19 protein-coding genes are annotated in these 26,319 nt (G+C 72.5%); 11 read left to right on the top strand and 8 right to left on the bottom strand.

Annotated elements, in window-relative coordinates; all coding sequences use genetic code 11:
- Positions 1-23: 23 nt before the first annotated feature.
- The 4 genes from ACFY6S_RS19770 to ACFY6S_RS19755 all read right to left on the bottom strand — a co-directional run bounded on the left by ACFY6S_RS19770 (position 24) and on the right by ACFY6S_RS19755 (position 3,506).
- Positions 24-608 carry a PASTA domain-containing protein gene (locus ACFY6S_RS19770; RefSeq protein WP_388819231.1) on the bottom strand — a complete coding sequence of 195 codons (585 nt, stop codon included), beginning with the start codon at positions 606-608 and terminating at the stop codon, positions 24-26.
- A 297-nt stretch (positions 609-905) separates the two neighbouring features.
- The gene (locus ACFY6S_RS19765; protein WP_388819228.1) at positions 906-1,913 is read right to left on the bottom strand and encodes a 1-aminocyclopropane-1-carboxylate deaminase; all 1,008 of its coding nucleotides are present in this window, start codon (positions 1,911-1,913) and stop codon (positions 906-908) included.
- 77 nt (positions 1,914-1,990) lie between these two features.
- Positions 1,991-2,716 (bottom strand): GntR family transcriptional regulator, encoded by a 726-nt coding sequence (locus ACFY6S_RS19760; protein WP_388819225.1) that lies wholly within the window; start codon positions 2,714-2,716, stop codon positions 1,991-1,993.
- Positions 2,717-2,780: 64 nt separating this feature from the next.
- The gene (locus ACFY6S_RS19755; RefSeq protein ID WP_388819223.1) at positions 2,781-3,506 is read right to left on the bottom strand and encodes a PAS domain-containing protein; all 726 of its coding nucleotides are present in this window, start codon (positions 3,504-3,506) and stop codon (positions 2,781-2,783) included.
- A 332-nt stretch (positions 3,507-3,838) separates the two neighbouring features.
- Here ACFY6S_RS19755 and ACFY6S_RS19750 point away from each other — a divergent pair, with 332 nt between their 5' ends.
- A complete protein-coding gene (locus ACFY6S_RS19750; protein WP_388819220.1) occupies positions 3,839-7,189 on the top strand; it encodes a cytochrome P450 in 3,351 nt (1,116 codons plus the stop codon).
- Between the two features lie 9 nt (positions 7,190-7,198).
- Here the strand turns inward: ACFY6S_RS19750 and ACFY6S_RS19745 are convergent, their stop codons facing one another.
- Positions 7,199-7,705 carry a MarR family winged helix-turn-helix transcriptional regulator gene (locus tag ACFY6S_RS19745; protein WP_388819217.1) on the bottom strand — a complete coding sequence of 169 codons (507 nt, stop codon included), beginning with the start codon at positions 7,703-7,705 and terminating at the stop codon, positions 7,199-7,201.
- A 43-nt stretch (positions 7,706-7,748) separates the two neighbouring features.
- Entirely contained in the window at positions 7,749-9,581 is a 1,833-nt protein-coding gene (locus tag ACFY6S_RS19740; RefSeq protein ID WP_388819214.1) for an FUSC family protein, read from the bottom strand.
- 169 nt (positions 9,582-9,750) lie between these two features.
- Here ACFY6S_RS19740 and ACFY6S_RS19735 point away from each other — a divergent pair, with 169 nt between their 5' ends.
- From ACFY6S_RS19735 to aspA, 6 genes are all read left to right on the top strand, one after another.
- Complete coding sequence (locus ACFY6S_RS19735; RefSeq protein ID WP_388819211.1) at positions 9,751-10,218, top strand: SPW repeat protein; 468 nt, start codon at positions 9,751-9,753, stop codon at positions 10,216-10,218.
- Positions 10,219-10,773: 555 nt separating this feature from the next.
- Entirely contained in the window at positions 10,774-11,676 is a 903-nt protein-coding gene (locus tag ACFY6S_RS19730; protein WP_388819833.1) for a TauD/TfdA dioxygenase family protein, read from the top strand.
- A gap of 285 nt (positions 11,677-11,961) precedes the next feature.
- Positions 11,962-12,699, top strand: a complete 738-nt coding sequence (locus ACFY6S_RS19725) for a FadR/GntR family transcriptional regulator (RefSeq protein ID WP_388819208.1) — start codon at positions 11,962-11,964, stop codon at positions 12,697-12,699.
- Positions 12,696-14,222 (top strand): amino acid permease, encoded by a 1,527-nt coding sequence (locus ACFY6S_RS19720; RefSeq protein WP_388819205.1) that lies wholly within the window; start codon positions 12,696-12,698, stop codon positions 14,220-14,222. Before ACFY6S_RS19725 ends, ACFY6S_RS19720 begins: the two co-directional genes overlap by 4 nt.
- 2 nt (positions 14,223-14,224) lie before the next feature.
- Positions 14,225-15,241, top strand: coding sequence for an asparaginase (locus ACFY6S_RS19715; RefSeq protein WP_388819202.1), 1,017 nt, complete (start codon positions 14,225-14,227; stop codon positions 15,239-15,241).
- Between the two features lie 154 nt (positions 15,242-15,395).
- On the top strand, positions 15,396-16,805 hold the full coding sequence (gene aspA, locus ACFY6S_RS19710; protein WP_388819199.1) for an aspartate ammonia-lyase: 1,410 nt from the start codon (positions 15,396-15,398) through the stop codon (positions 16,803-16,805).
- 56 nt (positions 16,806-16,861) lie between these two features.
- Here the strand turns inward: aspA and ACFY6S_RS19705 are convergent, their stop codons facing one another.
- Entirely contained in the window at positions 16,862-18,463 is a 1,602-nt protein-coding gene (locus ACFY6S_RS19705) for an alkaline phosphatase D family protein (RefSeq protein ID WP_388819196.1), read from the bottom strand.
- Positions 18,464-18,872: 409 nt separating this feature from the next.
- Here ACFY6S_RS19705 and ACFY6S_RS19700 point away from each other — a divergent pair, with 409 nt between their 5' ends.
- From ACFY6S_RS19700 to ACFY6S_RS19685, 4 genes are read left to right on the top strand one after another with little or no spacing between them, the layout of a single operon-like run.
- Positions 18,873-21,737 carry a family 78 glycoside hydrolase catalytic domain gene (locus tag ACFY6S_RS19700; protein WP_388819193.1) on the top strand — a complete coding sequence of 955 codons (2,865 nt, stop codon included), beginning with the start codon at positions 18,873-18,875 and terminating at the stop codon, positions 21,735-21,737.
- Positions 21,734-23,044, top strand: a complete 1,311-nt coding sequence (locus ACFY6S_RS19695) for an ABC transporter substrate-binding protein (RefSeq protein ID WP_388819190.1) — start codon at positions 21,734-21,736, stop codon at positions 23,042-23,044. Before ACFY6S_RS19700 ends, ACFY6S_RS19695 begins: the two co-directional genes overlap by 4 nt.
- A complete protein-coding gene (locus tag ACFY6S_RS19690; RefSeq protein ID WP_388819187.1) occupies positions 23,041-24,009 on the top strand; it encodes a carbohydrate ABC transporter permease in 969 nt (322 codons plus the stop codon). The genes ACFY6S_RS19695 and ACFY6S_RS19690 overlap by 4 nt, the downstream gene beginning before the upstream one ends.
- A complete protein-coding gene (locus ACFY6S_RS19685) occupies positions 24,006-24,830 on the top strand; it encodes a carbohydrate ABC transporter permease (RefSeq protein WP_388819184.1) in 825 nt (274 codons plus the stop codon). The genes ACFY6S_RS19690 and ACFY6S_RS19685 overlap by 4 nt, the downstream gene beginning before the upstream one ends.
- On the opposite strand, the gene ACFY6S_RS19680 is transcribed toward ACFY6S_RS19685, so the two are convergent.
- On the bottom strand, positions 24,791-26,308 hold the full coding sequence (locus tag ACFY6S_RS19680; protein ID WP_388819181.1) for an FGGY family carbohydrate kinase: 1,518 nt from the start codon (positions 26,306-26,308) through the stop codon (positions 24,791-24,793). The two genes, ACFY6S_RS19685 and ACFY6S_RS19680, sit on opposite strands and share 40 nt — an antisense overlap.
- Between the last annotated feature and the right edge of the window lie 11 nt (positions 26,309-26,319).

The following is a 26,319-nucleotide window of genomic DNA, read 5'->3' as shown; positions in this document are numbered from 1 at the left end:
CGGGCGGCGTGCCACAGCAGGCTTCACGGGCATTCCTCGTCGAATTTCACCGTCTCCAGCCGGACGGGCTGCCCGGTCAGCTTCGCGCCGGACTTCGGGTCCTGTCCGCACACCTTCCAGTTGGACTCCAGCAGGATCTCGCGGTCCTTCCCGGAGGCGTCCTCGGCGCCGAGGCTGACCGCGTCGCCGAGCGCGGCGCGGGCGAACCGTACGGAACGGCCGGTGAAGTCGGGCATCGTGTCACCGACCGGCGCGGGCTCTCCGGCGTCCTTCGGCGGACAGTCCTCCTCCGTCTTCACGGCGCCGAGGTCCACCGTGGTGCCGGTCGGCAGGGCGCCGGCCGGCGGGGTCTGGGAGCAGACCTTCCAGTTGCGGTCGAGGAGTACCGCCCGGCCGCGTCCGAGCGCGTCGTGCGAGGTCAGCTCGCGAAAGCCGGCGGATTTGGCGGTATCCCGCGCCGACTGGAGTCCCTTGCCCACGAGGTCCGGGAGGGCGGCCCGCGCCGTGGGCGTGCCGCCGGCGGGCGCTGAGGTATCGGTGTCCTCGCACGCGGTCAGGGCGAGAAGCGCGGCGGCGCCGACGAGCGCGCGGGCGGTGCGGGTACGCATGGGGTCCCCCTGGGGCTGTCTTCGGAGTCCCGGCCGCCCCGCGACGCCTGGCACGCACGCCCGTCGCTTTGCCGGGATCGCTTCGGTACGTCCCAGGACTCGCGGGTACGGTGGGTAGGGGCTACATCATGCGGGAAGCCCGGCGCGGCAAGCCGGGAAACACCGCAAAACCCGGAAACGAACGACGAGTTCAGGACATAGTCGGGCACCACGGCCGCCGGTTCGGCCGCGTGGGCGGCGTCGGCCGCGTCCGTGGCGCGCGGGGTGTCGGCTGTGTCGGCGGCATCGGAGGCCGCGTCAGGAGAACGCCCCGCTGTACGCGTTCAGCGCGGGCTGCCCGCCCAGGTGGGCGTAGAGCACGGTCGAGTCGGGGCCGATCTCCCCGGTGCGCACCAGATCGATCAGCCCGGCCATGGACTTCCCCTCGTACACCGGGTCGATGATCATCCCCTCCAGGCTGCCGGTCAGCCGGATCGCGTCCGTCGTCGACTCGACGGGCACGCCGTAGAGGTCGCCCGCCCACCCTTCGAGCACGGTGATCTCCTCGTCGCGCAGCTCGCGGCCCAGGCCGATCAGGTCGGCGGTGTGCCGGGCGATCCGTTCGACCTGGGCGCGGGTCTCCTCGATCCGGGCCGAGGCGTCGATGCCGATCACCCGGCGGGGCCTGCCCTGCCCGGCGAACCCGGCGATCATCCCGGCGTGGGTGGACCCCGTGACGCTGCACACCACCACGGTGTCGAAGAAGACGCCGTGCTCGGCCTCCTGCCGCTCCACCTCGTACGCCCAGTTCGCGAACCCCAGCCCGCCGAGCGGGTGTTCCGAGGCGCCGGCCGGGATCGGGTACGGCGTGCCGCCCTCGGCCCGTACCTCGTCCATCGCCCGCTGCCAGGAGTCCTTGATCCCGATGCCGAATCCGTCGGAGCCGAGCCGCACGTCGGCGCCCATGATGCGGGACAGCAGGATGTTGCCGACCTTGTCGTTGACCGCGTCCGGCCAGTCGACCCACTTCTCCTGCACCAGGCGGGCCTTGAGGCCGAGATGGGCGGCGACGGCCGCCACCTGCCGGGTGTGATTCGACTGGTAGCCGCCGATCGACACGAGGGTGTCCGCGCCCCGCGCGAGGATGTCCGGGACGAGGTACTCCAGCTTGCGGGTCTTGTTGCCGCCGTACGCGAGCCCCGAGTTGCAGTCCTCGCGCTTGGCCCATATCCGGGCCCCGCCGAGATGGTCGCTCAGCCGGTTCAGCGGATGGATCGGACTGGGGCCGAAGAGCAGCGGGTAGCGGGCGAAATCCTCGATGGGCACGGGGGGTTCCTCTCCTCGGGGGTGCGCCGGCCGGACCGCGCGGGGGCCCCGCGTCCGGTGCGGCGGGTGGGGTGTGCTCAGTGGACGCGGACCAGACCGTGGCCGCCGGAGACGGCCGGGGCACGGGACACGGCCGGTACGGGAGGTCCGGGTTGTCCGGCGGGCGGACCGGGGAGTGTCATCCAGGTCGTGCGGGCGACAGCCGCCGCGAGCGCGGTGTCGCCCGCCGCGCAGGCGTCGATCATCCGCCGGTGCAGTGCGACGGACTCCAGCCCGGCCGCCGAGGAGAAACGCGCCCGCTCGATACGGCGCATCAGGGGGGAGTACTGATCGAGGACCTGGGTGACGACGGTGTTCGACGCGGCCGTCACACACACCTGGTGCAGCGCGTCGTCGGCCGTCAGCGCGGCGTCGGTGTCGCCCCGCTCCAGCGCGGCCGCGAACGTCTCGTTGGCCGTCCGCATCGCCGCGATCCGGTCCGCGTCGAGTACGGGAACGGCCAGCCGTACGGCCAGTTCGTGCATCGCAGCGACCACCGGCTGGGCGTCCCGTACGGCCGTCGCGTCCAACTCGCTCACCGTGGTGGACCGGCCGGGCCTGGTGATCACCAGCCCGCTGCGCTCCAGTCGCATCAGCGCCTCGCGGATCGGAGTGCGGCTCACCCCGATCCACTCCCGCAACTCGCCCTCGCGCAGCCGCTCCCCGGGCCGCAGCGTCCCGTCGACGATGGCGTCCCGCAGCGCGACGAAGGCGCGGTCGCGCAGCAGGACCCGGGCGGTCAGAGGGGTCGTGGGAACCGGCATGCAATATATTGCACGGTGCTCCGCTCGCCCTGTCAAGCTCCCTGCCGAGGAGGGGCGCCCGCGCTCAGCCGGCGGGCGCGGGTGGCCAGACGCCCGGCGCCAGCAGGCCCGTCACGTAGGCGTGCGCCACCAGCGCGGCTCTGTTGGGTAGGCCCCAGCGCCGGGACATCCGCCCCACGTGGTAGTTGACGCCGTCGACGGTCAGCCCCACCTCTCCCGCGACCCGCGCCGTGGTGGCACCGCCCGCGAGCAGGGCGAGGATACGCAGCTCGGCCTCGCTCGCCGTGGTGGCCCCCGCCGTCCCGGTCGCGGAGCCGGTCGGCGGCGACGGGGCGGCCCGCTCACCCCGTACCCGCAGATGGAGCAGGAGCACGGGGGGCGAGGCCGGCGTGTCGCCGAGCAGATCGACGGTCAGCTCGCCGTACCGCTCGGCGCCCGTGGGAGTGGACCACGAGACCTCGACCGGATACCGCGATCTGCGGCCCCGGCGCACCGCGTCCACGATCGGGTGGAGCTGTCCGGGCCCGGATATCCGGAAGATGTCCATCACGCTGCGCCCCCGCAGCCGGGCCGGCAACTCGCCCCACTGCGCGGCCATCGCCGGGTTCGCCATCAGCACCCGGCCGTGCGGGTCGCAGATCGCCACCGGCACCGGGAGCCGGTCGAAGAGGAGAAAGGCCCGGTTGCGCCAGGAGACCGCGTCGCCCGGCCAGGACTCCGGAGCGTCGGACGTTCCCGGCGCCGCCGCGTGCGCCCCCGGCGGCCGGTGCGCGTCGTGCGGCTCGTACACCTCATGTGCCTCATCTGCCCTACGTGCCGCGAGCGGTCCGCGCGCCTCACGCGCCCAGTGGGTCTCGTGCGTCCCGTGTGTCTCATCGGTGTGAGCCGGCCCGTCCGCCTCACCGTTCCCGCTGGTCCCAGCGGTCCGGGGCCCCATACCGCCTTCCTCTCCCCTCTGCTTCCGTATCGCCTGCGCTGCCACGTCCTGGCCTCGACCGCAAGGCCCTCGTGGCGCGGGACACTACACAAACATGTAGTCGCGACGCCGTCCAAAGCCCCCCTGCGGGGCGAGGGTTGAGACACGCCTCGCCCCCAGTACCCAGCGGAAGGTGACCCACCGGCATGACCGAGACCCTCTCCCCGGCACAGGCCGGGACCGAATCCCCCGGCCCCGCCCCCTCGCCCGCGTCATCCTCGCTCTCCACCGTCGACCCGCCGCCCGTGCCGGTCGTGGACATCTCCGACAGCGATCCGGGAATCGCACCCGTCCTGCACCACATGGAGTTGCTCCGCGTCCACGGTTCGCCCCTGATCGTGCGCCGGCACGGCCGGGATCTCCTGCTGGTCAGCGACCTCGCCCTGGTCACGGAGCTGGCGGACGAGCAGCGGTTCAGCAAGTTCGTGGGCGCCGCGCTGGAGAACGTACGGGAGTTCGTCGCCGACGGCCTGTTCACCGCGTACAACGACGAGCCCAACTGGGCCAAGGCGCACGACATCCTGATGCCCGCCTTCTCGCTCGGCTCCATGCGCACGTACCACCCGGTCATGCTGGACGTCGCCCGCAGGCTGATCGGATCCTGGGACCGCGACGCCGCCTCGGCCACTCCGGTGGACGTCGCCGACGACATGACGCGGATGACCCTGGACACCATCGGGCTGACGGGTTTCGGCTTCGACTTCGGATCGTTCGAACGGGACGGTACGCACCCCTTCGTCGAGGCCATGGTCCGCTGTCTGGACTGGGCGATGACCAAGCTGTCGCGCGTACCCGGCACCGATCACACCGCGCGTGACGAACGCTTCCGCGCCGACGCGGCCCATCTCGCCGCCGTGGTGGACGAGGTCGTCGCGGCGCGCACCAAGGACGCCGGCACTCCGGGGGCGGCCGACGACGGGAAGGACGCGCGGGACCTGCTGGGGCTGATGCTCACCGCGACCCGCCCCTCGGACGGGCCCGGCGGCACCACGCTCGACCTGGAGAACATCCGCAACCAGGTCATCACCTTCCTGATCGCCGGTCACGAGACCACCTCGGGGGCGCTCTCCTTCGCCCTCTACCACCTCGTCAAGGACCCGACCGCGCTGCGTATGGTGCAGCGCGAGGTGGACGAGTTGTGGGGGGACACCGCCGACCCCGAGCCCAGTTACGAGGATGTCGGCCGGCTGCGCCACACCCGCCAGGTGCTCAACGAGGCGCTGCGGCTCTGGCCGACAGCGCCGGGGTTCCAGCGGCAGGCGCGCGAGGACACCGTCCTCGGCGGCCGTCTTGCGCTGCAAGCCGGACAGGGCGTACTGGTCGTCCCCCCGATGCTGCACCGCGACCCGGTGTGGGGCGACAACCCGGAGCTGTTCGACCCGGCGCGCTTCACGCCCGAGGCCGAGGCCGGTCGCTCCCCGCACGCGTACAAGCCGTTCGGCACCGGTGAACGCGCCTGCATCGGAAGGCAATTCGCCCTGCACGAGGCCACGATGCTGCTCGGCATGCTGGTCCACAGGTACCGGCTGATCGACCAGGACGACTACCGGCTGAAGCTGAAGCAGACCCTCACCATCAAGCCGGACGGTTTCACCCTCACTCCGGTGCGCCGCACCCCCGCGGACCGCGCCGCGCTGCCGCTCGCCACCGCGCGGCCCACCGCGCCGGGCACCGCCGCGTCGAGCGCGTCCGCCCGGGACGCCGGTGACGCGCGGCGGTTGCCCTCGCGAGTGCGGCGCGGCACCGGGCTGCTGCTCCTGCACGGCTCCAACTACGGCACCTGCCGCGACTTCGCCGCGCGACTCGCGGACAGCGCCGACGTCCTCGGCTGCGACACGGCCGTCGCCTCCCTCGACGAACACGCGGGGCGACTGCCCACCGACCGCCCCGTCGTGATCGTGGCCGCCTCCTACAACGGCCGGCCCACCGACGACGCGGCGGCCTTCCTGCGCTGGCTGGAGCGGGCGGAACCCGGCAGCGCGCGGGGTGTCACGTACGCGGTCCTGGGCGTCGGCGACCGCAACTGGGCCGCCACCTACCAGCGCGTCCCCACCCTCGTCGACGAACGGCTCGCCGCCCTCGGCGCGACCCGGCTCGTGGACCGCGCCGCGGCCGACGCCTCCGGCGATCTCACCGCGACCGTCGCCGACTTCACCGTCGCGCTGCGCACCGCGCTGCTGGAGCGCCACGGCGATCCGGACGCCGTCGCGGACCCGGCGCCCGCGACCGTGGACGACGGGCCCGCGCACACCGTCATGGAGGTCACCGGGGGACCGCTGGACGCGCTGGCCGCCCGGCACGGCATGGCGGCGATGACCGTCACGCAGGCCGCGTCGCTCACCGACCCGGCGCACCCGCGCGCCAAGCGCCTCGTACGGCTCGCGCTGCCCGAGGGGACGACGTACCGCACCGCCGACCATCTGACGGTGCTGCCCGCCAACGACGCCGGGCTCGTCGCCCGCGCCGCCGGGCTGTTCGGCGTCCGTCTCGACACCGTCCTGAGCATCGCCCCGACCCGGCCCGGTGGCACCGGCGGCCCGCGCGGCGCCACGCTGCCCGTCGACCGGCCGCTGACCGTAAGGGAGTTGCTCACACGTCACGTGGAACTCCAGGACCGGCCCGGCCAGGCGCAGTTCGCCGCGCTGGCCGCGCTCAACCCGTGCCCGCCGGAGCGCGCGGCCCTGGGAGCGCTCGCCGAGGACGCGAGCGCACGCGCCGCCGACCACCGCACGCTCCTGGATCTGGTCGAGGACCATCCCGCCCTCCGTACGGCGCTGACCTGGCCCGTACTGCTGGAGCTGCTGCCGCCGATGCGGCCCCGGCACTACTCGGTCTCCTCCGCGCCGGCCGGTGACCCGCGCCACGTCGACCTGATGGTCTCGCTGCTGGACGCCCCCGCGCGCTCGGGCCGGGGACGCCGGCGGGGCACCGGGTCGGGCCATCTGCACACCGTACGTCCCGGGGACACGGTGCTCGCCCGGCTCCAGCCGTGCCGCGAGGCGTTCCGCATCGCCCCCGAGGACCACGCCGCCACCCCGCTGATCATGATCGCCGCCGGCACCGGTCTCGCGCCCTTCCGAGGGGCCGTCGCCGACCGCCGCGCGCTGGCGGACAGCGGGGCCGCACTCGCGGAGGCGCTCTGCTACTTCGGCTGCGACAGCCCGGACGCCGACTATCTGTACGCCGGGGAACTGCGCGCCGCCGAGCGGGCCGGAGCGGTGTCCATGCGGCCCGCCTTCAGCGCGGCGCCGGCCGGCGGCGTGCGGTACGTCCAGCACCGTATCGCCGCCGAGGGCGACGAGGTGTGGGCCCTGCTGGAGGCGGGCGCCCGGGTATTCGTCTGCGGCGACGGAGCCCGGATGGCGCCCGGCGTCCGGGAGACCCTGCGCGACCTGTACCTGCGCAGGACCCCGGGCGCCGACGAGGCGGCCTCCCACGACTGGCTCCAGTCACTGGCCGACCGCGGGCGCTACGTGGAGGACGTGTACGCGGGCTGATCCGCGGGATCAGTCGAGCATGCTGCCGAGCCTTCCTTCGAGCAGCACCAGCAGCTCGCCGAGTCCGTCGGCGAGCTGCTCCTGACTGCTCGCGCCGAGCCCTTCCAACAGGGCGGCTTCGTAAGCGAGTTGCGCGGGCAGCAGCCGGTCCAGCAGCGCCCGCCCTTCGGCCGTCAGCGACAGATGGGACACCCTGCGGTCCCGGTCGTCGGGGCGCCTGACGATGAGGCTGTCGCTCTCCAGCCGGCGCAGCCGTTTGGTCACGGCGGCCCCGGAGGCGAAGGTCTCGCGCGCGATCCGGCCCGGGGTCAGCTCGCGGTCCGTCCGGCGCAGGGTGCCCAGGATGTCGAACTCCGGCCGGGTCAGCCCCTCCCGTCGCAACGGGGCGTCGGCGGCCTGCTGCAACAGGGCGGAGCAGCGGTTCAGACGTCCGATGACGGCCATGGGCCCGGTGTCCAGCGCGGGCATCACCTGCTGCCATTGCCGCATCACCCCGGCGACGATGTCCTCGGCCACGCGCACTCTCCTTCGTGTGTTGCGTGTGTGGTGGATCAAGCGCCTACGGTACGGGGGCCACGGGCGAGGTACGCCCTACGAGCAGGGCCAGCGTGCGATGGCCCTCGGCTTCGGCGGCGGCGACGCGTTCGGCGGGCAGGGCTCGCTGCCACCACTCGCCCGAGGCGACCTCGAAGGCGTCGCGCAGTTCGACCAGGGAGAGCGCGAGCCGGTCACGGGCCCACCCGGCCTCCGCGCCCCATCCGTCCTTGCCCGCGCCCGCGCTCCCGTCCGCCGCCCGCAGTGCCGTGCTCCGGGCCGCCGCGACCTCCGCGAGCGCCCGGTCGATCCGGTCCGTGGCCCGGCGGTTGGTGACCAGCACACAGCAGGCCAGCCCCACCGCTGCGCCGACCAGTGTGTCCACCATGCGGTCGTGGACCAGTGTGCCCGCCGGCAGATGGCCGCCGAACTCGGTGAGCAGCAGCGCCATCGGGGTGACGCACACCGAACCCAGCCAGTAGTTACGGGTGATGAGCGCCTCCGCGCCGATCTGGAAGGCCAGCGCGAGCAGCACCATCGCCAGGTGCCCGGTACGGATCAGGGGCAGCAGCGCGATGAAGAGGACCAGCCCGAGAACATTGCCGAGAACACGCTGGACGGCCCGCTGCCAGGAGAGCGTGGTGTTGGCCTGGTAGAGGGAGGCCGCGGTCACCACCGCCCAGTAGGGGTGGCCGACCCCCGCGGCCAGCGAGACCCAGCCCGCGAGCGCGCACCCGACGGCCACCCGCGCGCCGATCGGCAGCAGCGGGGACCCCGGCCGCAGCCGGTCGCGCACGGCCCGGACGCCCCGCGGCCCGTCCGGCGCGGGACGGCGCGGTACCCCCGGAGCCCGGCGTTCGGCGGTGACCCCGGTGACCTCCCGGATCTCACCGGGCGTCAGGGCGACGGTGGGCAGGGCCCGGCCCCGGCGCAGCGCGCGGGCCGAGGCGGCGCAGCGGTCCGCCTCGGCCTCGGGGTCGACGCCGCCCGGGAGATGGGCGGCCCGTCCGGCCAGGTCCCGGCCGTCGCCGGTGTGTTCCTTGCCCGTGTGGTCGTGGTCCCGCGCGGCGAGGGCCGAGTCCGTACCGTCGTGGTCCCGCGCGGCGAGGGCCGACTCCGCGTGGACGAGCAGCCTGTCGAGCCCGGCGCGCTCCGCACCGTCGCCCGGGACCAGGAAGAGGGTGTGCCACGCGGCGTTGACCGCACCGGCCGTCGCCCGGCGCGCCGGGAACACCTCGGGCCCCCGGGCCCGCCACAGCGCGGCCGACGCCTCCAGTGCCCGGGCGACGGCCACCCGCTCGGGCCCGTGCGGCCGGAACAGACGGGGCGCCATGCAGACGAGCCACGCCACCGCGCCCCCGCCGAGCGCCAGGGCGAGATGGAACGGAACGTCCGCGAGGCGCTGGGGCACGAAGAAGGCGGACGCCGAGATGAAGGTGAGGATCAGATTGCCCGGCGGCCCGATCCGGGTCGCGTCGCAGACCGTCTTGTGCGCGGCCGCCACCAGCGCGGCGAGCGCCACCAGCAGCGCGGGCGAGGAGACCAGCGAGGCGCAGACCAGCGCGATCCCCAGGCTCGCCACCATCCCGAGGACCACCAGGGCCACGGAACGGGCCCGCGCCGCGTACGGCTGCCCGTGCGCGTACAGGGCGCACATCGCGCCCGCCGAGGTGTACAGGACGAGATCGAGGCGGCCCAGCGCCAGCAGCGTGAGATCGGGTACGGCGAGCGCGCCCGCCGCGCTGAACGCGGGTTTGTGCCAGATGTCGACCGGCCGCCGCAGCCGGACGGTGCTCCTGATCGGGAGCGCGGCCGGACGCGGGCGCGTCGTCGTACCGCGTGTGGTGTGCTTGCCCATCCCAAAAGATTAGCATGTGTTTTACCAGTGAAATATTTACCGAGGGAAGCCGGATATGTAGGGGAATCGACCTACACAAAACATAAAAAAGCGCGCAGACTGGAACCCGGCACGGCTCGGTGCCGTGCCGCACGGTTCGTGACGTGCGTGACAGAAGGAGGCGAGTCGTATGGCCGACGTCTCACACCACAGGGAGACGGGACAGCAGGATCTGTCCGGTCACCCCGACGTTCCCGAGATGCGCGAGCGCTATGCCCGCATGCTCGACGGACGCGGCATCACGGCGATGGCGGGACCGGTCTTCCTGGTCGGTCTGTTCTGCGCCCTGTCGCCCTGGATCATCCACTTCACCACCAGCCAGCCCGCGCTGGCGACGCACAACCTGATCATGGGGATCGCGCTCGCCGTCCTGGCGCTCGGTTTCTCGTTCGCGCCGGGGAGGATCTCCGGTCTGAGCCCGGCCATGTGCGCCATGGGCGTCTGGATGATCGTGGCTCCCTGGATCGTGGGGAGCGGCCCCGACAAGGGCATCATCTGGACCAACGCCGTCATCGGCGGTCTCACCTTCCTGCTGGGACTGGCATGCGCGGGCATGGCGATGCGCAACAGCCGGAGGGGTGTGAGACGAGCGGCGTGACCCGACCGGGGCGCGCCGGGGGAGCGCCCCACGTGACGCGGAACACCACACCTGCCGGGGGGATGCGAACGGGGGAGCAGCTGAAGCGACCGGGCCGGTCCGCCCACGCGCGGGTCGGCCCGCGCGTGTTCCGCACGCCCGCCCGGTGGGTCGGCCGGACCGGGGGGTGCAGACTGGCGGACGGAACTGAGGTACGGTGCCTCCCATGGGACCGTACGTGAACCACCGTGCAGCGGAGCCGCGCAACAGCGGCCCCCACGGTGTGTGCGCGCCCCGCGGCCAGAGCTTTCTGAGCCGCCGCGGCCGGGTGGGTTCTCCCCCGGCTCGTTCCTGTCGCTGACCCGCGGTATTTCGCCGAGCGCCGCCGGGCCCCTCGCCGGGCTCCGGACACCTCGCCGGCGCTGAACCCGGTTCCACGCCGCTCCCTCCGGCCCGCCCAGGGCCGTCCGCCCGCGTCCGCGCCCCACGCGGACCCGTCATCAGAGGAGATCCGTGTCCGTCACCACCGTATCCGCAGCCGCCTCCACGCTTCCCGGCGCCGACGCCGCACCCGCCGTGCCGCGTCCGTTCCACATCCCCGCCGACGGCCTGTACGAGGGCCACCGGGAGCTGCGCCGCGTGCCGGAGGGGTGGGAGGATCGCCCGTACGAGCTGTTCGAACTCGTCCCGCAGTCCCGCACCATCGGCGCCGAGATACGCGGGCTCGACCTCGCCCGGCCGCAGTCGCCCGCCGTGCGCGAGGAGATCAACCGCGCCCTGCTGGAGTGGAAGGTGCTCTTCTTCCGGGGGCAGCACCTGACCTCCGCGGCGCAGCGCGCTTTCGCCCGTGGCTGGGGCGAGTTGGAGACCAATCCGCTGCTCGCCACCGGCGACGACCCCGAGGTGGTGCGCTTCGACCGTTCGGCCGTCCCCAGCTTCGAGAACGTCTGGCACACGGATGTCACCTTCCGGGAGCGGCCCGCGCTCGGCGCGGTGCTGCAACTGCGTGAGGTGCCGCCGTCCGGCGGAGACACCATGTGGGCCGACATGGCGGTGGCGTACGACAACCTGCCCCGGGACGTGAAGGACCGGATCGACGGCGCACGTGCCGTGCACGACTTCCTGCCCGGCTTCGCCCGCTTCACCCCGCCCGCCCAACTGGCCGCCTTCCAGGACCTGTTCCCGCCGGTGGAGCACCCGGTCGTACGACGGCACCCGGAGACCGGCCGGCGGATGCTCTTCGTGAACGCCTCCTTCACCACACACCTCGTGGGATTCGGACGGGAGGAGAGCGACCGGCTGCTGCGGCTGCTGTTCCAGCAGGCCCATGTACCGGAGTTCCAGGTGCGCTTCCGCTGGCAGGCGGGCGACATCGCCTTCTGGGACAACCGTGCCACCCAGCACTACGCCGTCAACGACTACGGCCCGCACCGACGCGTCGCGGAGCGCGTCGCCATCGCCGGCGACCGTCCCTTCTGACCCCCCTCCGACCCCCTTCCGGCTTCCTTTCCGACGGCCGAGGGCTTCGATCACACCGACACACTCCACCCGCCGGGTTCCCGGTGCCCGGTCCACACCGACACACCGGGGGCCGCCGGTACGCCGCGGACACCGGCACACCGGCATCCCCCTACGGCGCCGTTCCCGCGACACCACGCGCGGGAGCGGCGCCACCGGTCGCCACCCCCTTTGCCGACGGTGACCGGCCCGCTCGCGTCCGTACCCCCCTTGACAGTGCTCCTTCGGGCCGCTCAGGATGCCCGGGTGAACCTGTCAGACAGCCAGACAGCTGGCGATGCGCCCAGACGGATCAGCGCCATGGAAGCGGTGCTGAACCATCTGCGCGGCGCGATCGAGCGGAGCGAGTACGCGGTGGGGGAGAAACTCCCCTCCGAGGCCGAACTCTGCCGCCGCCTCGAAGTCAGCAGGCCCGTGCTGCGTGAGGCGCTGCGTGCCCTGCAGACGATGGGGCTGACCGTGTCCCGGACCGGAAAAGGCACCTTCATCGTGTCCAACGGCCCGGTCGAGGACCCGGTCTTCGGCGACTACACCGCGAGCGACCTGCTGGAGGTCCGCCGGCACGTGGAGATCCCGGTGGCCGGATACGCGGCGGTGCGCCGTACCCCCGAGGACCTCGATCACCTCGCCCATCTGCTGGAGCGGATGGAGCGGGAGACCGACACCACCGCCTGGGTCGCGATGGACACGCTGTTTCATCTCGCCGTCGCCCAGGCGGCCCAGAACCCCGTCTTCCGCCGGGTCATAGAGGAGATCCGCGACGCGCTGGCCCGCCAGTCCGCGTTCCTCAACGAGCTGGGCGGCCGGCGCGAGCAGTCGAACCGGGAACACCGTGCGATCGTCGAGGCCCTCGTCGACCGGTCGGAACAGGATGCGGTGGCGGCGATGACCCACCACCTGGCCCGCGTCGAGTCGACACTGACCACCATCGTGCGCCCCCCGCACCGTACGAACCCCCCACAAGAAGGCGAAGCCCACGCGTGAGCGAGCAACTCCAGCAGGCGGAACAGTACGAGGCGCCACAGCAGGGCCAGGACGCCACCCATGTCGACGCCGGTGACGCCGGATACAGCAAGACCCTGAAGTCCCGGCATGTCAACATGATCGCCATCGGCGGCGCCATCGGCACCGGACTCTTCCTCGGCGCCGGCGGCCGGCTCGCCAGTGCCGGCCCCTCCCTGGCCATCGCGTACGGGGTCTGCGGCGTCTTCGCCTTCCTCGTGGTGCGCGCCCTCGGCGAACTGGTCCTGCACCGGCCGTCCTCCGGGGCGTTCGTCTCGTACGCCCGTGAGTTCATGGGCGAGAAGGGCGCCTTCGTCGCCGGCTGGATGTACTTCCTGAACTGGGCGACCACCGGAATCGCCGACATCACGGCGGTCGCCACCTACACCCACTACTGGGGGATGTTCACCGATGTCCCGCAGTGGGTGATCGCCCTGATCGCGCTCGCGGTCGTGCTGACCGTCAACCTCATCTCCGTCAAGATCTTCGGCGAGATGGAGTTCTGGTTCGCGATCATCAAGGTCAGCGCGCTGGTGGCCTTCATGCTGATCGGCATCTTCCTGCTGGTCACGCAGCAGCCGGTGGACGGCCACAGCCCCGGCCCCTCGCTGATCGCGGACAACGGCGGTTTCTTCCCGGTCGGCATGCTCCCGATGCTGCTGGTGGTCCAGGGCGTCGTCTTCGCGTACGCCTCGGTCGAGCTGGTCGGGGTCACGGCGGGCGAGACCGCCGAGCCCGAGAAGATCATGCCGAAGGCCATCAACTCGATCATGTGGCGGGTCGCCCTCTTCTACGTCGGCTCGGTCGTCCTGCTGACGATGCTGCTCCCGTGGGACAAGTACTCCGCGAGCGAGAGCCCCTTCGTGACCGTGCTGTCGAACATCGGGGTGCCCGCCGCCGGCGGAGTGATGAACCTGGTCGTACTCACGGCCGCCATGTCGAGTCTCAACTCCGGCCTCTACTCCACCGGACGCATCCTGCGCTCCATGGCGATGTCCGGCTCCGCGCCGAGGTTCACCGGCGTGATGAGCCGCAGCCAGGTCCCGTACGGCGGCATCCTGCTCACCTCGTCCATCTGCGTCCTGGGCGTCGGCCTCAACTTCGTCGTACCGAAGGACGCCTTCGAGATCGTGCTGAACTTCGCGGCCATCGGCATCCTGTCCACCTGGGGCATGATCATGGTCTGTCACCTGCTCTTCTGGCGGAAGACACGGCTCGGAAGGCTCTCCCGGCCCGGCTACGCCCTGCCCTTCGCGCCGTGGACCCAGATCATCACCCTGGTCTTCCTCGTCTCGGTGCTCGTCCTGATGTACGCGGACGGCGGCGCCGGCCGCACCACCGTCCTCGCGCTGCCCGTGATCATCGCGGCGCTGGTCGCCGGCTGGTTCCTGGTACGGACCCGGGTCGGCACCATCCGGGACACGGCCGCGACGGGACCCGCCGGACACGACGGCGTCACCCGCACCACTGGTCACACCGATCACACCGATCACACCGAAAGCTGAGCATGACCGAGATCACCGCCACCCCGTCCCCCATACCCGGACCGCCGCCCGCCGTCCGTGAACCGGCCCACGTGCCGCTCGCCCATGTCGAACGGGGCGGTGTCATCGAGGGCGTCCACCACGGCTCGGTCGTCGTCCTGGCCGCCGACGGGCGGGTCGAGTTCCGGGCCGGGGACATCGAGGCGGCGTTCTATCCGCGCTCCGCGCTCAAGCCGCTCCAGGCGGTCGGCCTGCTGCGCGCGGGACTGCCGCCCCTGGACGACGAGTCGCTGGCCCTCGCCGCGGCCAGCCACTCCGGCGAGGAGCGGCATCTGACCACGGCCCGGCGCATCCTGGACGCCGCCGGGCTGACCGAGGACGATCTGCGCAACGTCCCCGACCTGCCGTACGGCGCCGAGCGGCGCGAGGAGTGGCTGCGGCTGGGCCACGGCCGTACCCGCCTCGCCCAGAACTGCTCGGGCAAGCACGCCGCCATGCTGATGACGGCGCGGGCCAGGGGATGGCCGCTGGACAGCTACGCCGACGCCGGGCACCCGCTCCAGCAGGCGCTCGCGGCGACCGTCGAGGACCTCACGGGACAGCGCGTCGCACGGGTGACGGTCGACGGATGCGGCGCGCCGCTCTACGCCGTGTCCCTGCACGGTCTCACCCGCGCCGTCGCCCGGCTGGCGAGCGCCGCACCCGGCACCGAGGAGGGCCGGGTCGCGCACGCGATGCGCGCCCACCCGGAGATCGTCTCCGGCACCGGGCGCGATGTGGCCCGGCTGATGCGCGCGGTGCCGGGACTCCTCGCCAAGGACGGCTTCGAAGGAGTGCAGGTCGCCGCGCTGCCGGACGGCCGGGCCGTCGGTGTGAAGATCTCCGACGGCGGCGACCGCGCGCGGATGCCGGTGACAGCGGCGGCCCTCGCCCGGTGCGGGGTCGACCCCGCGGTCCTCGCCGAGTTCGCCCGTACCCCGGTCCTCGGAGGCGGCGCGGAGGTGGGGAGTCTGCGGGCGGCGGGCGCGCTGGGCGGGTGACGCCGCGGCGCCGCCGCCCGTCCCCTCCCCGCGGGCACGGACCCTGACCCCGACCCGCCTTCCCGGCCCCGGCAGCGCCTCCGGAGCCCGCCCCGAAACCGCCCCCTACCCCGTACGGACCCACCGGACCCACCCCACGAAGGGCACCTCCGCCATGACCGCCGGCCACCGCCGCGAACACGATCTGCTCGGCGACCGCGACATACCCGCCGACGCGTACTGGGGCGTGCACACCCTGCGCGCCTCCGAGAACTTCCCCATCACCGGCACGCCGATCTCCGCGTACCCGCATCTGATCAACGCGCTCGCCGCCGTCAAGGAGGCCGCCGCCCGCGCCAACGAGGACCTCGGCCTGCTCACCGAGGAGAAGGCCCGCGCCATCGCCGCCGCCTGCCGGGAGATCCGGGAGGACGGCGCCCTGCACGACCAGTTCGTCGTCGACGTGATCCAGGGCGGCGCCGGCACCTCGACCAACATGAACGCCAACGAGGTGATCGCCAACCGGGCGCTGGAGATCCTCGGCCACCGCAAGGGCGACTACGCCCGGCTGCACCCCAACGAGGACGTCAACCTCAGCCAGTCCACCAACGACGTCTACCCGACCGCAGTCAAGGTCGCCACGATCATCGCCGTGCGCGAACTGCTCGACGCGATGGCGGTGTTGCGCCGGGCGTTCGCCGCCAAGGCCGAGGAGTTCCGCGAGATCCTCAAGATGGGACGCACCCAGCTCCAGGACGCGGTGCCCATGACGCTGGGTCAGGAGTTCTCCGCGTACGCGGTGATGCTGGAGGAGGACGAGAGCCGGCTCGCCGAGGCCGTGCTGCTGGTGCACGAGATCAACCTCGGCGCGACCGCCATCGGCACCGGGCTCAACGCCCCCGCCGGCTACGCCGAATCGGCCCGCGGCCATCTCGCGGCCCTCACCGGGCTGCCGCTGGTCACCGCCGCCAACCTCGTGGAGGCCACTCAGGACTGCGGGGCCTTCGTCCATCTCTCCGGCGTCCTCAAGCGCATCGCCGTCAAGCTCTCCAAGAGCTGCAACGACCTGCGGCTGCTCTCCTCCGGGCCGCGCGCCGGTCTCGCCGAGATCAACCTGCCGCCGGTCCAGGCGGGTTCCAGCATCATGCCCGGCAAGGTCAACCCGGTGATCCCCGAGGTGGTCAACCAGGTCGCCTTCGAGGTGATCGGCAACGACGTCACCATCACCATGGCCGCCGAGGCCGGGCAGCTCCAGCTCAACGCCTTCGAGCCGGTCATCCTGCACTCCCTCTCGGAGTCCGTCACCCATCTGCGGGCCGCCTGCCTGACCCTCGCCGAGCGCTGCGTCAGCGGCATCACCGCCAACCCGGACACACTGCGCGCGACCGTGCGGAACTCGATCGGACTGGTCACCGCCCTCAACCCGCACATCGGCTACACCGCCGCGACCGAGATCGCCAAGGAGGCACTCGCCACCGGGCGGGGCGTCGCCGAACTGGTCCTGGAACGCGGCCTGCTGCCCGCCGACACCCTGGCCGCACTGCTGCGTCCCGAGGTCATCGCGGGCACCGGCGTGGGTTCCTGAGCGGCGCGCGCCGGCCCCTGTCCCACCGGGACACGGACCGGCGCCCGCCCCGCCCGTCAGACCTCCTGCACCCCCGGCCGGCCCGCCTCGGTGACGAACGAGATACGGGTCGAGACGGGGGCGCCCGGCTTCGTGACGTAGGGCAGCACCCGGAAATCGGCCCGGCAGCTCTCCGCCGTGGCGGTACAACGGACGTAACCGCGCTGGTAGTTGGTGAACTTGATGTGTTCGTTGGCCGCGAGCAGGCTGGCCCCGGAGGGGTCCAGGTCCACACCGTCCTTCTTGGTGGAGATCGAGGTGCCGACGAACTCCACCCCGATGGTCGGTGAGTCCGGCCGGTCGAAGTCCCGCTTCAGATCGGCGACGAGATGGCGGTGCATGTCGCCCGTCAGCACCACGGGGTTGCGGACGTTCCTGGTGACGATCTCGTCGAACAGCCGCTGCCTGGACGCCGCGTAGCCGTCCCAGAAGTCCATCACGAAGGACTGCCCGGGACCGGGATCGGTGTCGACCTGGTTCATGGCGATCTGCTGGGGGATCAGGTTCCAGGTCGCGTCGGAGCGGCCGAGGCTGTTGTAGAGCCAGCGCTCCTGCTCGGCGCCGAGGATGGTGCGGTCCGGCGACAGCCGCTCCTCGCACCCGGTCTTCGTCCCGTCGCCGCACGCCTGGTCGTCACGGAACAGCCGGGTGTCCAGGATGTGGAAGGTACCCGTCCGGCCGTAGCGCAGACTGCGGTACATCCGGGCGTCGAAGCCCGCGGGCTTGTTGGGCAGGCGCAGGGGGAGGTGCTCGTAGTACGCCTGGAACGCCGCCGCGGCGCGCTGCCTGAAGGCGGCCGGGTCCACGTCGGTGTGTTTGGAGTGGTCACCCGCCCAGTTGTCCTCGACCTCGTGGTCGTCCCAGACGACGGCGAAGGGATGGGCCTGGTGGGCGGCGATCAGGTCGCTGTCGTAACGGTGCAGGGCGTGCCGGTTGCGGTACCCGGTCAGATCCGTCGGCTCCGGCCGCAGCTCGGCGGCGACCGGGGTCTTGCGCACCCCGCCCATCGCGTCGATGGCGTTCTCGTAGATGTAGTCGCCCAGGTGCAGGACGAGGTCGACATCCTCCTCGGCGATGTGACGGTACGCGGTGTAGAAGCCCTCGAACCACGCCTGGCAGGAAACGAAGGCGAACTTCAGAGAGTTGGGGCGGCTGTGGGGGGCGGGCGCGGTACGGGTACGGCCGACCGGGCTGACCACGCCGCCCGCCTGGAAGCGGTAGAAGTAGGTGCGGTCCGGCTGGAGGCGGGAGACCTCGACATGCACCGAGTGGGCGAGTTCCGCGACCGCGCGGGTCCAGCCCCGGGCGACGACACGCTGGAAACGTTCGTCGTCCGCGACTTCCCAGAGGACCTTGACCGCGCGCGGTGACATACCGCCCGTGCCGTCGGGGGCGAGCGGCTGGGGGGCGAGGCGGGTCCACAGGACGAAGCCGTCCGGCCAGGGATCGCCCGAGGCGACGCCCAGCGTGAAGGGATCCTCCTTGAACCGCTCGGCGGCCCCGGCCCGTCCGGCCGACAGGTTCCCGGCGGCGACCGCCATCGCGAGCGTTCCGGTCGCTCCGAGCATCGCCCGTCTGCCGAAGCCCGAAGTGCCGCTGATCCCACAGTTCTTACGCATGAATCCTGGTCCGTTCGTCGTGCGGGGATCCCGCCCGGGGCGGAGCCGAGGCGAGATCGGCGCGTGATTTAACGTCAGATCATGTTGTAATCACACGGTGAATATCACATCGGAATCACGGGTCACAAGAGCACCCGCCACCGAGCTGACAAGGCTTGTCACCACTGACTCTACGGCTGCCGTACGGGGAAGATCAGTTGCGCCATGGGGTGGCGGATTCGGTACGTGTCACGTGCCCACGTAACACCCTTGACACTCCTCGCGAGCGGCTCATAGTGTCCACGCCACAGAAATGGCGTTAGATTTCACATCCGAGAGTGGTCGTCTTCACGTCGGGTTCACGCCAGGTGGGCGCGGCGGGCGGCCCAGGTGACGCGCCGTCTGTCCGGCGCCAAGGAAGGACGTGCCCGTGTCCGGTCCCTCGGCAGCGGAAGGCGCGTCGGCGAACGGCGTGTCGCGGGGCCCGCGCCCCTACGCCCTGCGCTGCGACCACCGCACCACCCCGCTCGGCATCGACGAAGGCGCCCCGCTGCTCGGCTGGCGGCTGCTCTCCGACCGCCGGGGTGAGGACCCCGCCGCCTACCGGGTACGGGTCGCCGAGCGGCCGGAGGATCTCGACGAGGGAGGACGCCCCCTCTGGGACACCGGCCGGGTCGAGGACCCCGACGCGATCGGAGTCGTCTACGCGGGCCCCGCCCTGACGGCCCGTACCCGCTACCACTGGCGGCTCTCCGTCTGGCCGGCCGGTCCCGGCGCGCCCGCCGAGGAGACATCCTGGTTCGAGACCGCCTTCACCGGCACCCCGGACTGGCGCGCCTCCTGGATCGCCCACGACCCGCACCCCCTCCCCGTCATGGACGCGCCCACCGAGGGCGCCCACGCCCTGGACGACCACGGGCTCGCCCCCTGCCCCCAGCTCCGGCGCGCCTTCACCGCCTCGTCCGTCACCCGCGCCCGGCTCCATGTGACCGCGCGCGGACTGTACGAGATCCGGCTCGGCGGCGTCCGGGTCGGCGACGCGGAACTCGCCCCCGGCTGGACCGACTACACCCGCCGCGTCCAGTACCAGACCTACGACGTCACCGGACTGGTCCGCGACGGTGAGAACGTCCTCGCCGCCACCCTCGCCGACGGCTGGTGGAGCGGCTTCGTCGGCTTCGAACCGCGCAGGGCGGGCGCCCACTACGGCGCCTTCCCCCAACTCCTCGCCGAACTGCACCTCACCGGCGCGGACGGCCGTACGACCGTGATCGCCACCGACTCCACCTGGCGCACCGGCACCGGGGCCGTCCGCCACGCCGACCTCCTCATGGGCGAGTGCCACGACCTGCGCCACGCCACCGACGGCTGGGAACTGCCCGGCTACGACGACTCCGGCTGGTCGCCCGCGCTGGTCACCGACGCCGACCACACCCTCCTCGTGGCCTCCGTGGACGAGCCCGTACGGGCCATGGCCGAACTGCCGGCCCGCTCGGTGACCCGGATCGCGGCGGCGGTCCATGTCGTGGACTTCGGCCAGAACATCGCCGGACGGGTGCGGCTGCGCGTCGACGGACTGCCGGCGGGCGCCCGCGTGGCCATCCGCCACGCCGAGGCGCTGGACGCGTCAGGGCTTCCGTACACCGCCAATCTGCGCACCGCCGCCGCCACCGACGTACTGATCGGCGACGGCCGCGCGCACACCGTCTTCGAGCCGGCCTTCACCTACCACGGCTTCCGTTACGCGGAGATCAGCGGCGTCCCCGAGCTGCGCGCCGCCGACACCGTCGCCGTCGCGCTGCACAGCGACACGCCCTGGGCCGGCGCGTTCGACTGCTCGGACCTCGATGTCAACCGGCTGCACTCCTGCGTCGAGTGGGGCCAGCGGTCGAACTTCGTCAGTGTGCCCACGGACTGTCCGCAACGCGACGAGCGGCTCGGCTGGCTGGCCGACGCGCAGGTGTTCCTGCCGACGGCCGCGCGCAACGCCGATGTCGCCGCGTTCTTCACCAAGTGGCTGCGCGACGTCGAGGACGCCCGCACCCCCGACGGCGGCTTCAGCAACGTCGCCCCCCGGCTCACCGGAGTCGCGGACGAGGGCGCCCCCGGCTGGGGCGACGCCGGCGTCATCATCCCCTGGCATCTGTACCGCACCTACGGCGATCCGCGCTTCCTCTCCCGCGCGCTGCCCGGCATGCGCGCCTGGGTCGACCTGATTCACCGTCACAATCCCGACCTGGTCTGGCGGCACAAGGTGGGACCGCACTTCTCCGACTGGCTCGCGCCCGGCACCCCCACCCCGCGCGAGCTCGTCGCCACCGCGTACTTCGCACACAGCACACGGATCACCGCACGCGCCGCCCAGGCGCTGGGGGAGTGGGACACGGCGCACACCTACCACTGGCTCGCCGACGAGATCCGTGCCGTGTTCGCCGACCGGTTCGTGGTGCACGACGGGGAGAACCTGTCCATCGAGGGCGACACCCAGACCGGCTGTCTGCTCGCGCTCGCCTTCGGGCTGCTGCCCGAGGACCGCGCCCCCGCCGCCGCGCGCCGGCTCGCCGAACTCGTGGAGAGCGCCGGCCCCGCCCTGGTCACCGGCTTCCTCGGCGTCGCCCTCGCGGCGCCCGTACTGGACACGTACGGCAGGGCCGACCTCGCGCACGCCCTGCTGCGCCGTACCGAAGTGCCCTCCTGGCTGTTCCCGCTGCGGCACGGCGCCACCACGATCTGGGAGCGCTGGGACGGCTGGACCCCGGACGCCGGATTCCGCGCGCCGTCGATGAACTCCCTCAACCACTACGCGCTCGGCTCCATCGGGGAATGGCTCCACCGGGGTGTCGCCGGACTCGACCAGCACCCGGACTCCACCGGATACCGGCGGCTGCTCGTCCGGCCCCGGCCCGGCGCGCTCAGCCACGCCCACAGCCGGTACGAATCGGCGCGCGGCACGGCCGAGGTGCGCTGGGAGCGCCGGGACGCCACCTTCTCCCTGCGGGTACGGGTCCCCCCGGGGGCCGACGCCGAGGTGCACGTACCCACCGACGAACCCGGCTCGGTCCGCGAATCGGGCGGCGACCCGGCGGACCGCGACCACATCGCGTTCCTGCGGACCACACCCGGCCACGCCGTCTACCGGGTCGCCTCGGGGACCTACCACTTCACCGCCGCGGCCCCCGGCCCGGCCGCGCCCGCCACGGCCTCCGCGCCCGCCGGCGCCTTCGCCGCCGCCCCGGCGGCACACGCCCCCGCGCCGCTCACCCGTGTCGGCTCACCCGAGGAGGGCACACCATGACCACCGGCCCGCACCGCCCGGCAGCCCCCGTCGGGCGCCCGGTCAGCCGCCGGGGAGCGCTCCGCATCGGCGCTGGCTCCGCCGCGGCCCTCGCGCTGCCCCCGCTGCTCGGCGCGTGCTCCGGCTCCGACCGCGCCGGAACGGTGCGCGTGGTCGGCGTCGCCGACCAGCAAAAACCCCTCGACGCGCTGATCAAGCGCTACCGCGCGGGCCACCCCGACGCCCGTTTCTCCACCTCCTTCGCCCCCACCGACCAGGTGCAGACCGTCGTGCGCACCCAACTCGCCGGCGGCAACGCCCCCGACGCGCACGTGCTGTTCCCCGGCAGCGGCAGCGCGATGTCCATGGTCGAACTCGCCAGGACCGGCCTGCTCACCGACCTCTCGGAACAGGAGTGGACCCGCGGCATCCCGAAGAACTTCGACCCCGCCTACCGGCACGAGGGCCGGACGTATCTGTACTCGGCGGGCAGCAGTGTCATCGGCGCCATCTACAACAAGAAGGCGTTCGCCAGGGCCGGCGTGGAGCCGCCCGGCACCTGGAGCGAACTGCTCGACGTCTGCGTCAAACTCAAGGCCGAGGGCATCGTCCCCCTCGCGCTCGGCGCGCAGACCCCCTGGGTGACCCAGCTGATCAGCTACGCGCTCGTGCCCAACGCCGTCTACGCGAAGAACCCCGGCTTCGACGCCGAAATGGCCTCCGGACGGGCCACGTTCGCCGATTCCGGCTGGACCGAGGCGCTGGGCAGATACCAGGAGCTCCAGCGCCGGGGCTTCTTCAACGCCAACCCCAACGGCACCACGTTCGAGCAGCAGACCGCTCTCGTCGCCGGGGGCAGGGCGGCCATGGCCGTCCAGGTCTCGGCGGTCCTCGCCACCTTCCGCGAGGCCGCCGCCAACCCCGCCGACCTCGGCATGTTCCCCTTCCCCGGCGGCGACGACCCGGCGGACCTGTGGATTCCGGCGGGCATCGTCGTCGGCCTCGGCGTCGCCGCCCACGCCAAGAACCCGGCGCGCGCCAAGGAGTTCATCGCCTTCCTCGGGCAGCAGGAGAACATCGACCGCTGGGCGGCCGACGTCTCGGCGATCCCGTTCAGCCGCGCGGCCTCCACCCGGATCGACCCCGTACTGACGGACTTCCTGCCCGTCGTCGACGACAACCGCGCCGTGCCCTTCATGGACCAGAGCTGGCCCAACGCCGAGGTGCAGCCCGCCCACTTCGCCGCCGTGCAGGACCTGCTCGCCGGCAAGACCGATGTCAAAGGAGCACTGGGACAGATGGACACCGCCTACCGGAAGAAGCCGTGAACTCCCTTCCCCGGACAGCCGCTTCGGACACCCCGGCACGGGCCCCCGGCAAGCGCGCCGCGACCGGCGACCCGGACCGTGCCCGCCGCCGTCGCGACCCCACCGTCCCGCCCTGGATGTTCGTCGCGCCCGCGCTCGCCGTGTACGCCGTGGTCGTCCTCTACCCGAGCCTGGCCGGAGTGGGCTACGCCTTCACCGACTGGTCGGGCGTGGGGGACTTCGGCTTCGTCGGCCTGACCAACTTCCGTACGCTGCTCGGCGACGACCGCGCCCTGGAATCCGTCAGCAATACACTGATGCTCACCGTCGCGGTGGTGCTCGTGCAGAACGCCGTCGGACTGCTGCTCGCTCTCGGCGTCAACACCCGCATCAGAACGCGGGCGCTGCTGCGGGTGATCTTCTTCGCCCCGGCCGTCGTCAGCCCGGTGATGGTCGCGTTCCTGTGGAAGTACGTCTACAACCCCGACGACGGCGCCGGTCTCAACGGCGTCCTGGGCGCCCTCGGCCTCGGCGGACTGCGCCAGGACTGGCTGGGCAACCCCTCGCTCGCACTGTGGTCCGTGGCCGCGATGGTCGTGTGGCAGTACGCCGGCTACTCCATGGTCATCTTCCTCGCCGGGCTCCAGGGCGTTCCCGCCGAACTCCACGAGGCGGCCACCATCGACGGCGCGGGAACGTGGCAGCGCTTCCGCTACGTCACCTGGCCGCTGCTGGCCCCCGCCCTCACCATCAACCTCATGCTGTCGACCATCGGCGGGCTCAAGCTCTTCGACCAGGTGTACGCGGCCACCAACGGCGGCCCCGGCACAGCGAGCGAGACGCTGTCCACCGTGCTCTACAAAGAGGCTTTCGTCTTCGGGAAATTCGGCTACAGCACCGCCGTCGCCCTGGTCCTGGCGCTGTTCGTCGCGGCGGTCTCGCTGGTCCAGCTCCGCTATCTGCGCGCCCGGGAGGTCACCGCGTGAGCCCCGCCAAGTACCGCACCTACGGACTCGAACTCCTCATGATCGCCGTCGCGGTGGTCTTCCTCTTCCCGGTGTACGCCCTGGTCACCCTGTCCATGAAGAACCCCCGGCAGATCGCCGACTCCCCGCTGGCCCCGCCCCTGCCGCCCACGCTCGCCAACTTCGGCAACGCCTGGTCCGCCGCTTCGCTCGGCCCGGCCCTGGTCAACAGCGCCGTCATCACCGCCGTCAGCCTGCTGCTGCTCATCGTCCTCGGCTCCACGGGCGCCTACTTCCTCGCGCGGCGGCTGCGCGGACTGGGCTACGGGCTGTACATCCTGTTCCTGCTGGGCATCGTGCTGCCCTTCCAGCTCGGCATGATCCCCCTGTACAAGCTGGTCGACAGCCTCGGCTGGCTCGGCACGTACCAGGGCATGGTGCTCTTCTACACCGGCATCCAGCTCCCGTTCACCGTGTTCCTCTACACCGGGTTCATCCGCGCCCTGCCGCCCGACTACGCGCAGGCGGCCCTCATCGACGGCTGCGACCACCGGCAGGCGTTCACCCGGGTCGTCTTCCCGCTGCTGCGTCCGATCACCGGCACGGTGATCATCCTCAACGCGGTGTTCATCTGGAACGACTTCTTCACACCGCTGCTCTATCTGGGCGGCTCGGGCAAGGAGACCGTCCCGGTCGGGGTGTTCTCCTTCGTCGGCCAGTACGTCTCCGACTACGGTCTCGTCTTCGCCGGTCTCGTCCTGGCGGCCCTGCCGATCCTCCTGGTGTTCCTGCTGCTCCAGCGCTATGTGATCAAGGGCTTCGCGGGCGGCCTCAAGGGCTGAGGCGAAGGGGCCCGCCGCTCCGGGCGGGCGGCGGCCGGGCCCCGCCACCGGGCCCGCGCACCGGAGACCCGCGACAGATAGTCCGCGTAGGCCCGTTCGTAGAAGACGACCCCGGCGGGATCGGGGTCCACCACCGCCTCGGGAGCCGTCCACGCGGCGATGTCCGGCCCGGGGCCCAGAGCCAGTTCCTCGCCCCGGGCCGCGAACGCCGCCAGTACGGCGCCCCGCGCGCCCGGTTCCGGACCGCGCGCCACCCGCAGCGGCCGGCCCAGCACATCGGCGAACAGCCGCAGCCAGGCGAGGCTGCGCATCCCGCCGCCGCACACCGCCAGTTCACCGGTGAGCCCGGCGGCCTCCAGACAGTGCCGGGCCGCGAACGCGATGGCCTCGCACATCGCCCGGACCAGATCGGCACGCGACGCCCGCAGATCGAGCCCGGTGAACTCGGCGCGCGCGGTGGGCGCGACAAACGGCGCGCGCTCCCCGGAGGGCGAGAGATACGGCAGCGCGGCGACGCCCCGGGCGCCCCTCGGGGACTCCTCCAGCATGCCGGAGACCTGGTCGTGGGCGGTGCCGGTGATACCGAGCACCCAGTCCAGCGCCACCGTGCCGGTCATCGCGGGCAGCGCGCGCATATGGCGGTCCCGCCGGGCCGTGGCCAGATGGAACCCGACGGGATCGGCGTCGAACGCGACGCTCTCCACCACGACCTGGCACGCCAGGGTCGTACCGACGATCAGCAGCCCGTCACCCGGCTCGGTCACCCCCGCGCCGATCGCGCTCGCCGGGAGGTCGTACGGGCCCGAGGTGACCGGTGTCCCGTCGGGCAGCCCCGGCAGATGTCCGCGGGCGCGCCCGCAGGGCAGCGACGCCGCGACGGGCGGCAGCAGCCCCGCCCGGTGCCCGACGCCCAGCGCGTCGAGCGCCTCGGGGGAGTAGGCGCGGGTGCGCGGGTCGAGGAAGGGGACGGAGGCGTCGGACAGATCGGTGGAGCGCTCGCCGGTCAGCCGCAGCTGTACGACGTCCTTGCAGCAGGCGGCCGTCGTGGCGGCGTCCAGGGACCGTGGCTCGTTGCGGTCGAGCCAGGCCAGCAGCGGCCCGGGGGAGCCGGGGAAGAGTACGTTCCCGGTACGGCGGTACATCAGCTCCGCGGTGCCGTCGGCCATCCAGTCACCGACCAGCCCCCCGGCCCGGCCGTCCATCCACGACAGCGCGGGGCGCACCGCCCGGCCCGCCGCGTCGACCAGCCACAGGCCGTCGCCCTGCCCGGTGACGGCGACCAGCGCGGGCGTCCGGCCGTCCCCCACCGCCGCGAGGACCTCGGCCGCGGCGCGGACCACCTCCTCGACATCCTGCTCGACGTGGTCACCGCGCCCGCCCAGCGAGATCGGTGTGGAGCGCGTCCCCAGGGCCGAACCGTCCTCGGCGAACGCCACCGCCTTGACGATCGAGGTTCCCATGTCCAGTCCGACGAACACCCTGTCTCCTC

Source organism: Streptomyces sp. NPDC012835 (assembly GCF_042900885.1).
Lineage (GTDB): Bacteria > Actinomycetota > Actinomycetes > Streptomycetales > Streptomycetaceae > Streptomyces.
The sequence above is the reverse complement of the archived record's forward strand: the minus strand, read 5'-3'. Positions and strand labels throughout refer to the sequence as shown.

Excerpts from the sequence above, each read along its gene's own strand:
- ACFY6S_RS19735 (WP_388819211.1), top strand. The coding sequence starts at position 9,751 with ATGGCCGACGTCTCACACCACAGGGAGACGGGACAGCAGGATCTGTCC.
- ACFY6S_RS19770 (WP_388819231.1), bottom strand. The coding sequence starts at position 608 with ATGCGTACCCGCACCGCCCGCGCGCTCGTCGGCGCCGCCGCGCTTCTC.
- ACFY6S_RS19715 (WP_388819202.1), top strand. The coding sequence starts at position 14,225 with ATGACCGAGATCACCGCCACCCCGTCCCCCATACCCGGACCGCCGCCC.
- ACFY6S_RS19705 (WP_388819196.1), bottom strand. The coding sequence starts at position 18,463 with ATGCGTAAGAACTGTGGGATCAGCGGCACTTCGGGCTTCGGCAGACGG.
- ACFY6S_RS19695 (WP_388819190.1), top strand. The coding sequence starts at position 21,734 with ATGACCACCGGCCCGCACCGCCCGGCAGCCCCCGTCGGGCGCCCGGTC.
- ACFY6S_RS19750 (WP_388819220.1), top strand. The coding sequence starts at position 3,839 with ATGACCGAGACCCTCTCCCCGGCACAGGCCGGGACCGAATCCCCCGGC.
- aspA (WP_388819199.1), top strand. The coding sequence starts at position 15,396 with ATGACCGCCGGCCACCGCCGCGAACACGATCTGCTCGGCGACCGCGAC.
- ACFY6S_RS19760 (WP_388819225.1), bottom strand. The coding sequence starts at position 2,716 with ATGCCGGTTCCCACGACCCCTCTGACCGCCCGGGTCCTGCTGCGCGAC.
- ACFY6S_RS19740 (WP_388819214.1), bottom strand. The coding sequence starts at position 9,581 with ATGGGCAAGCACACCACACGCGGTACGACGACGCGCCCGCGTCCGGCC.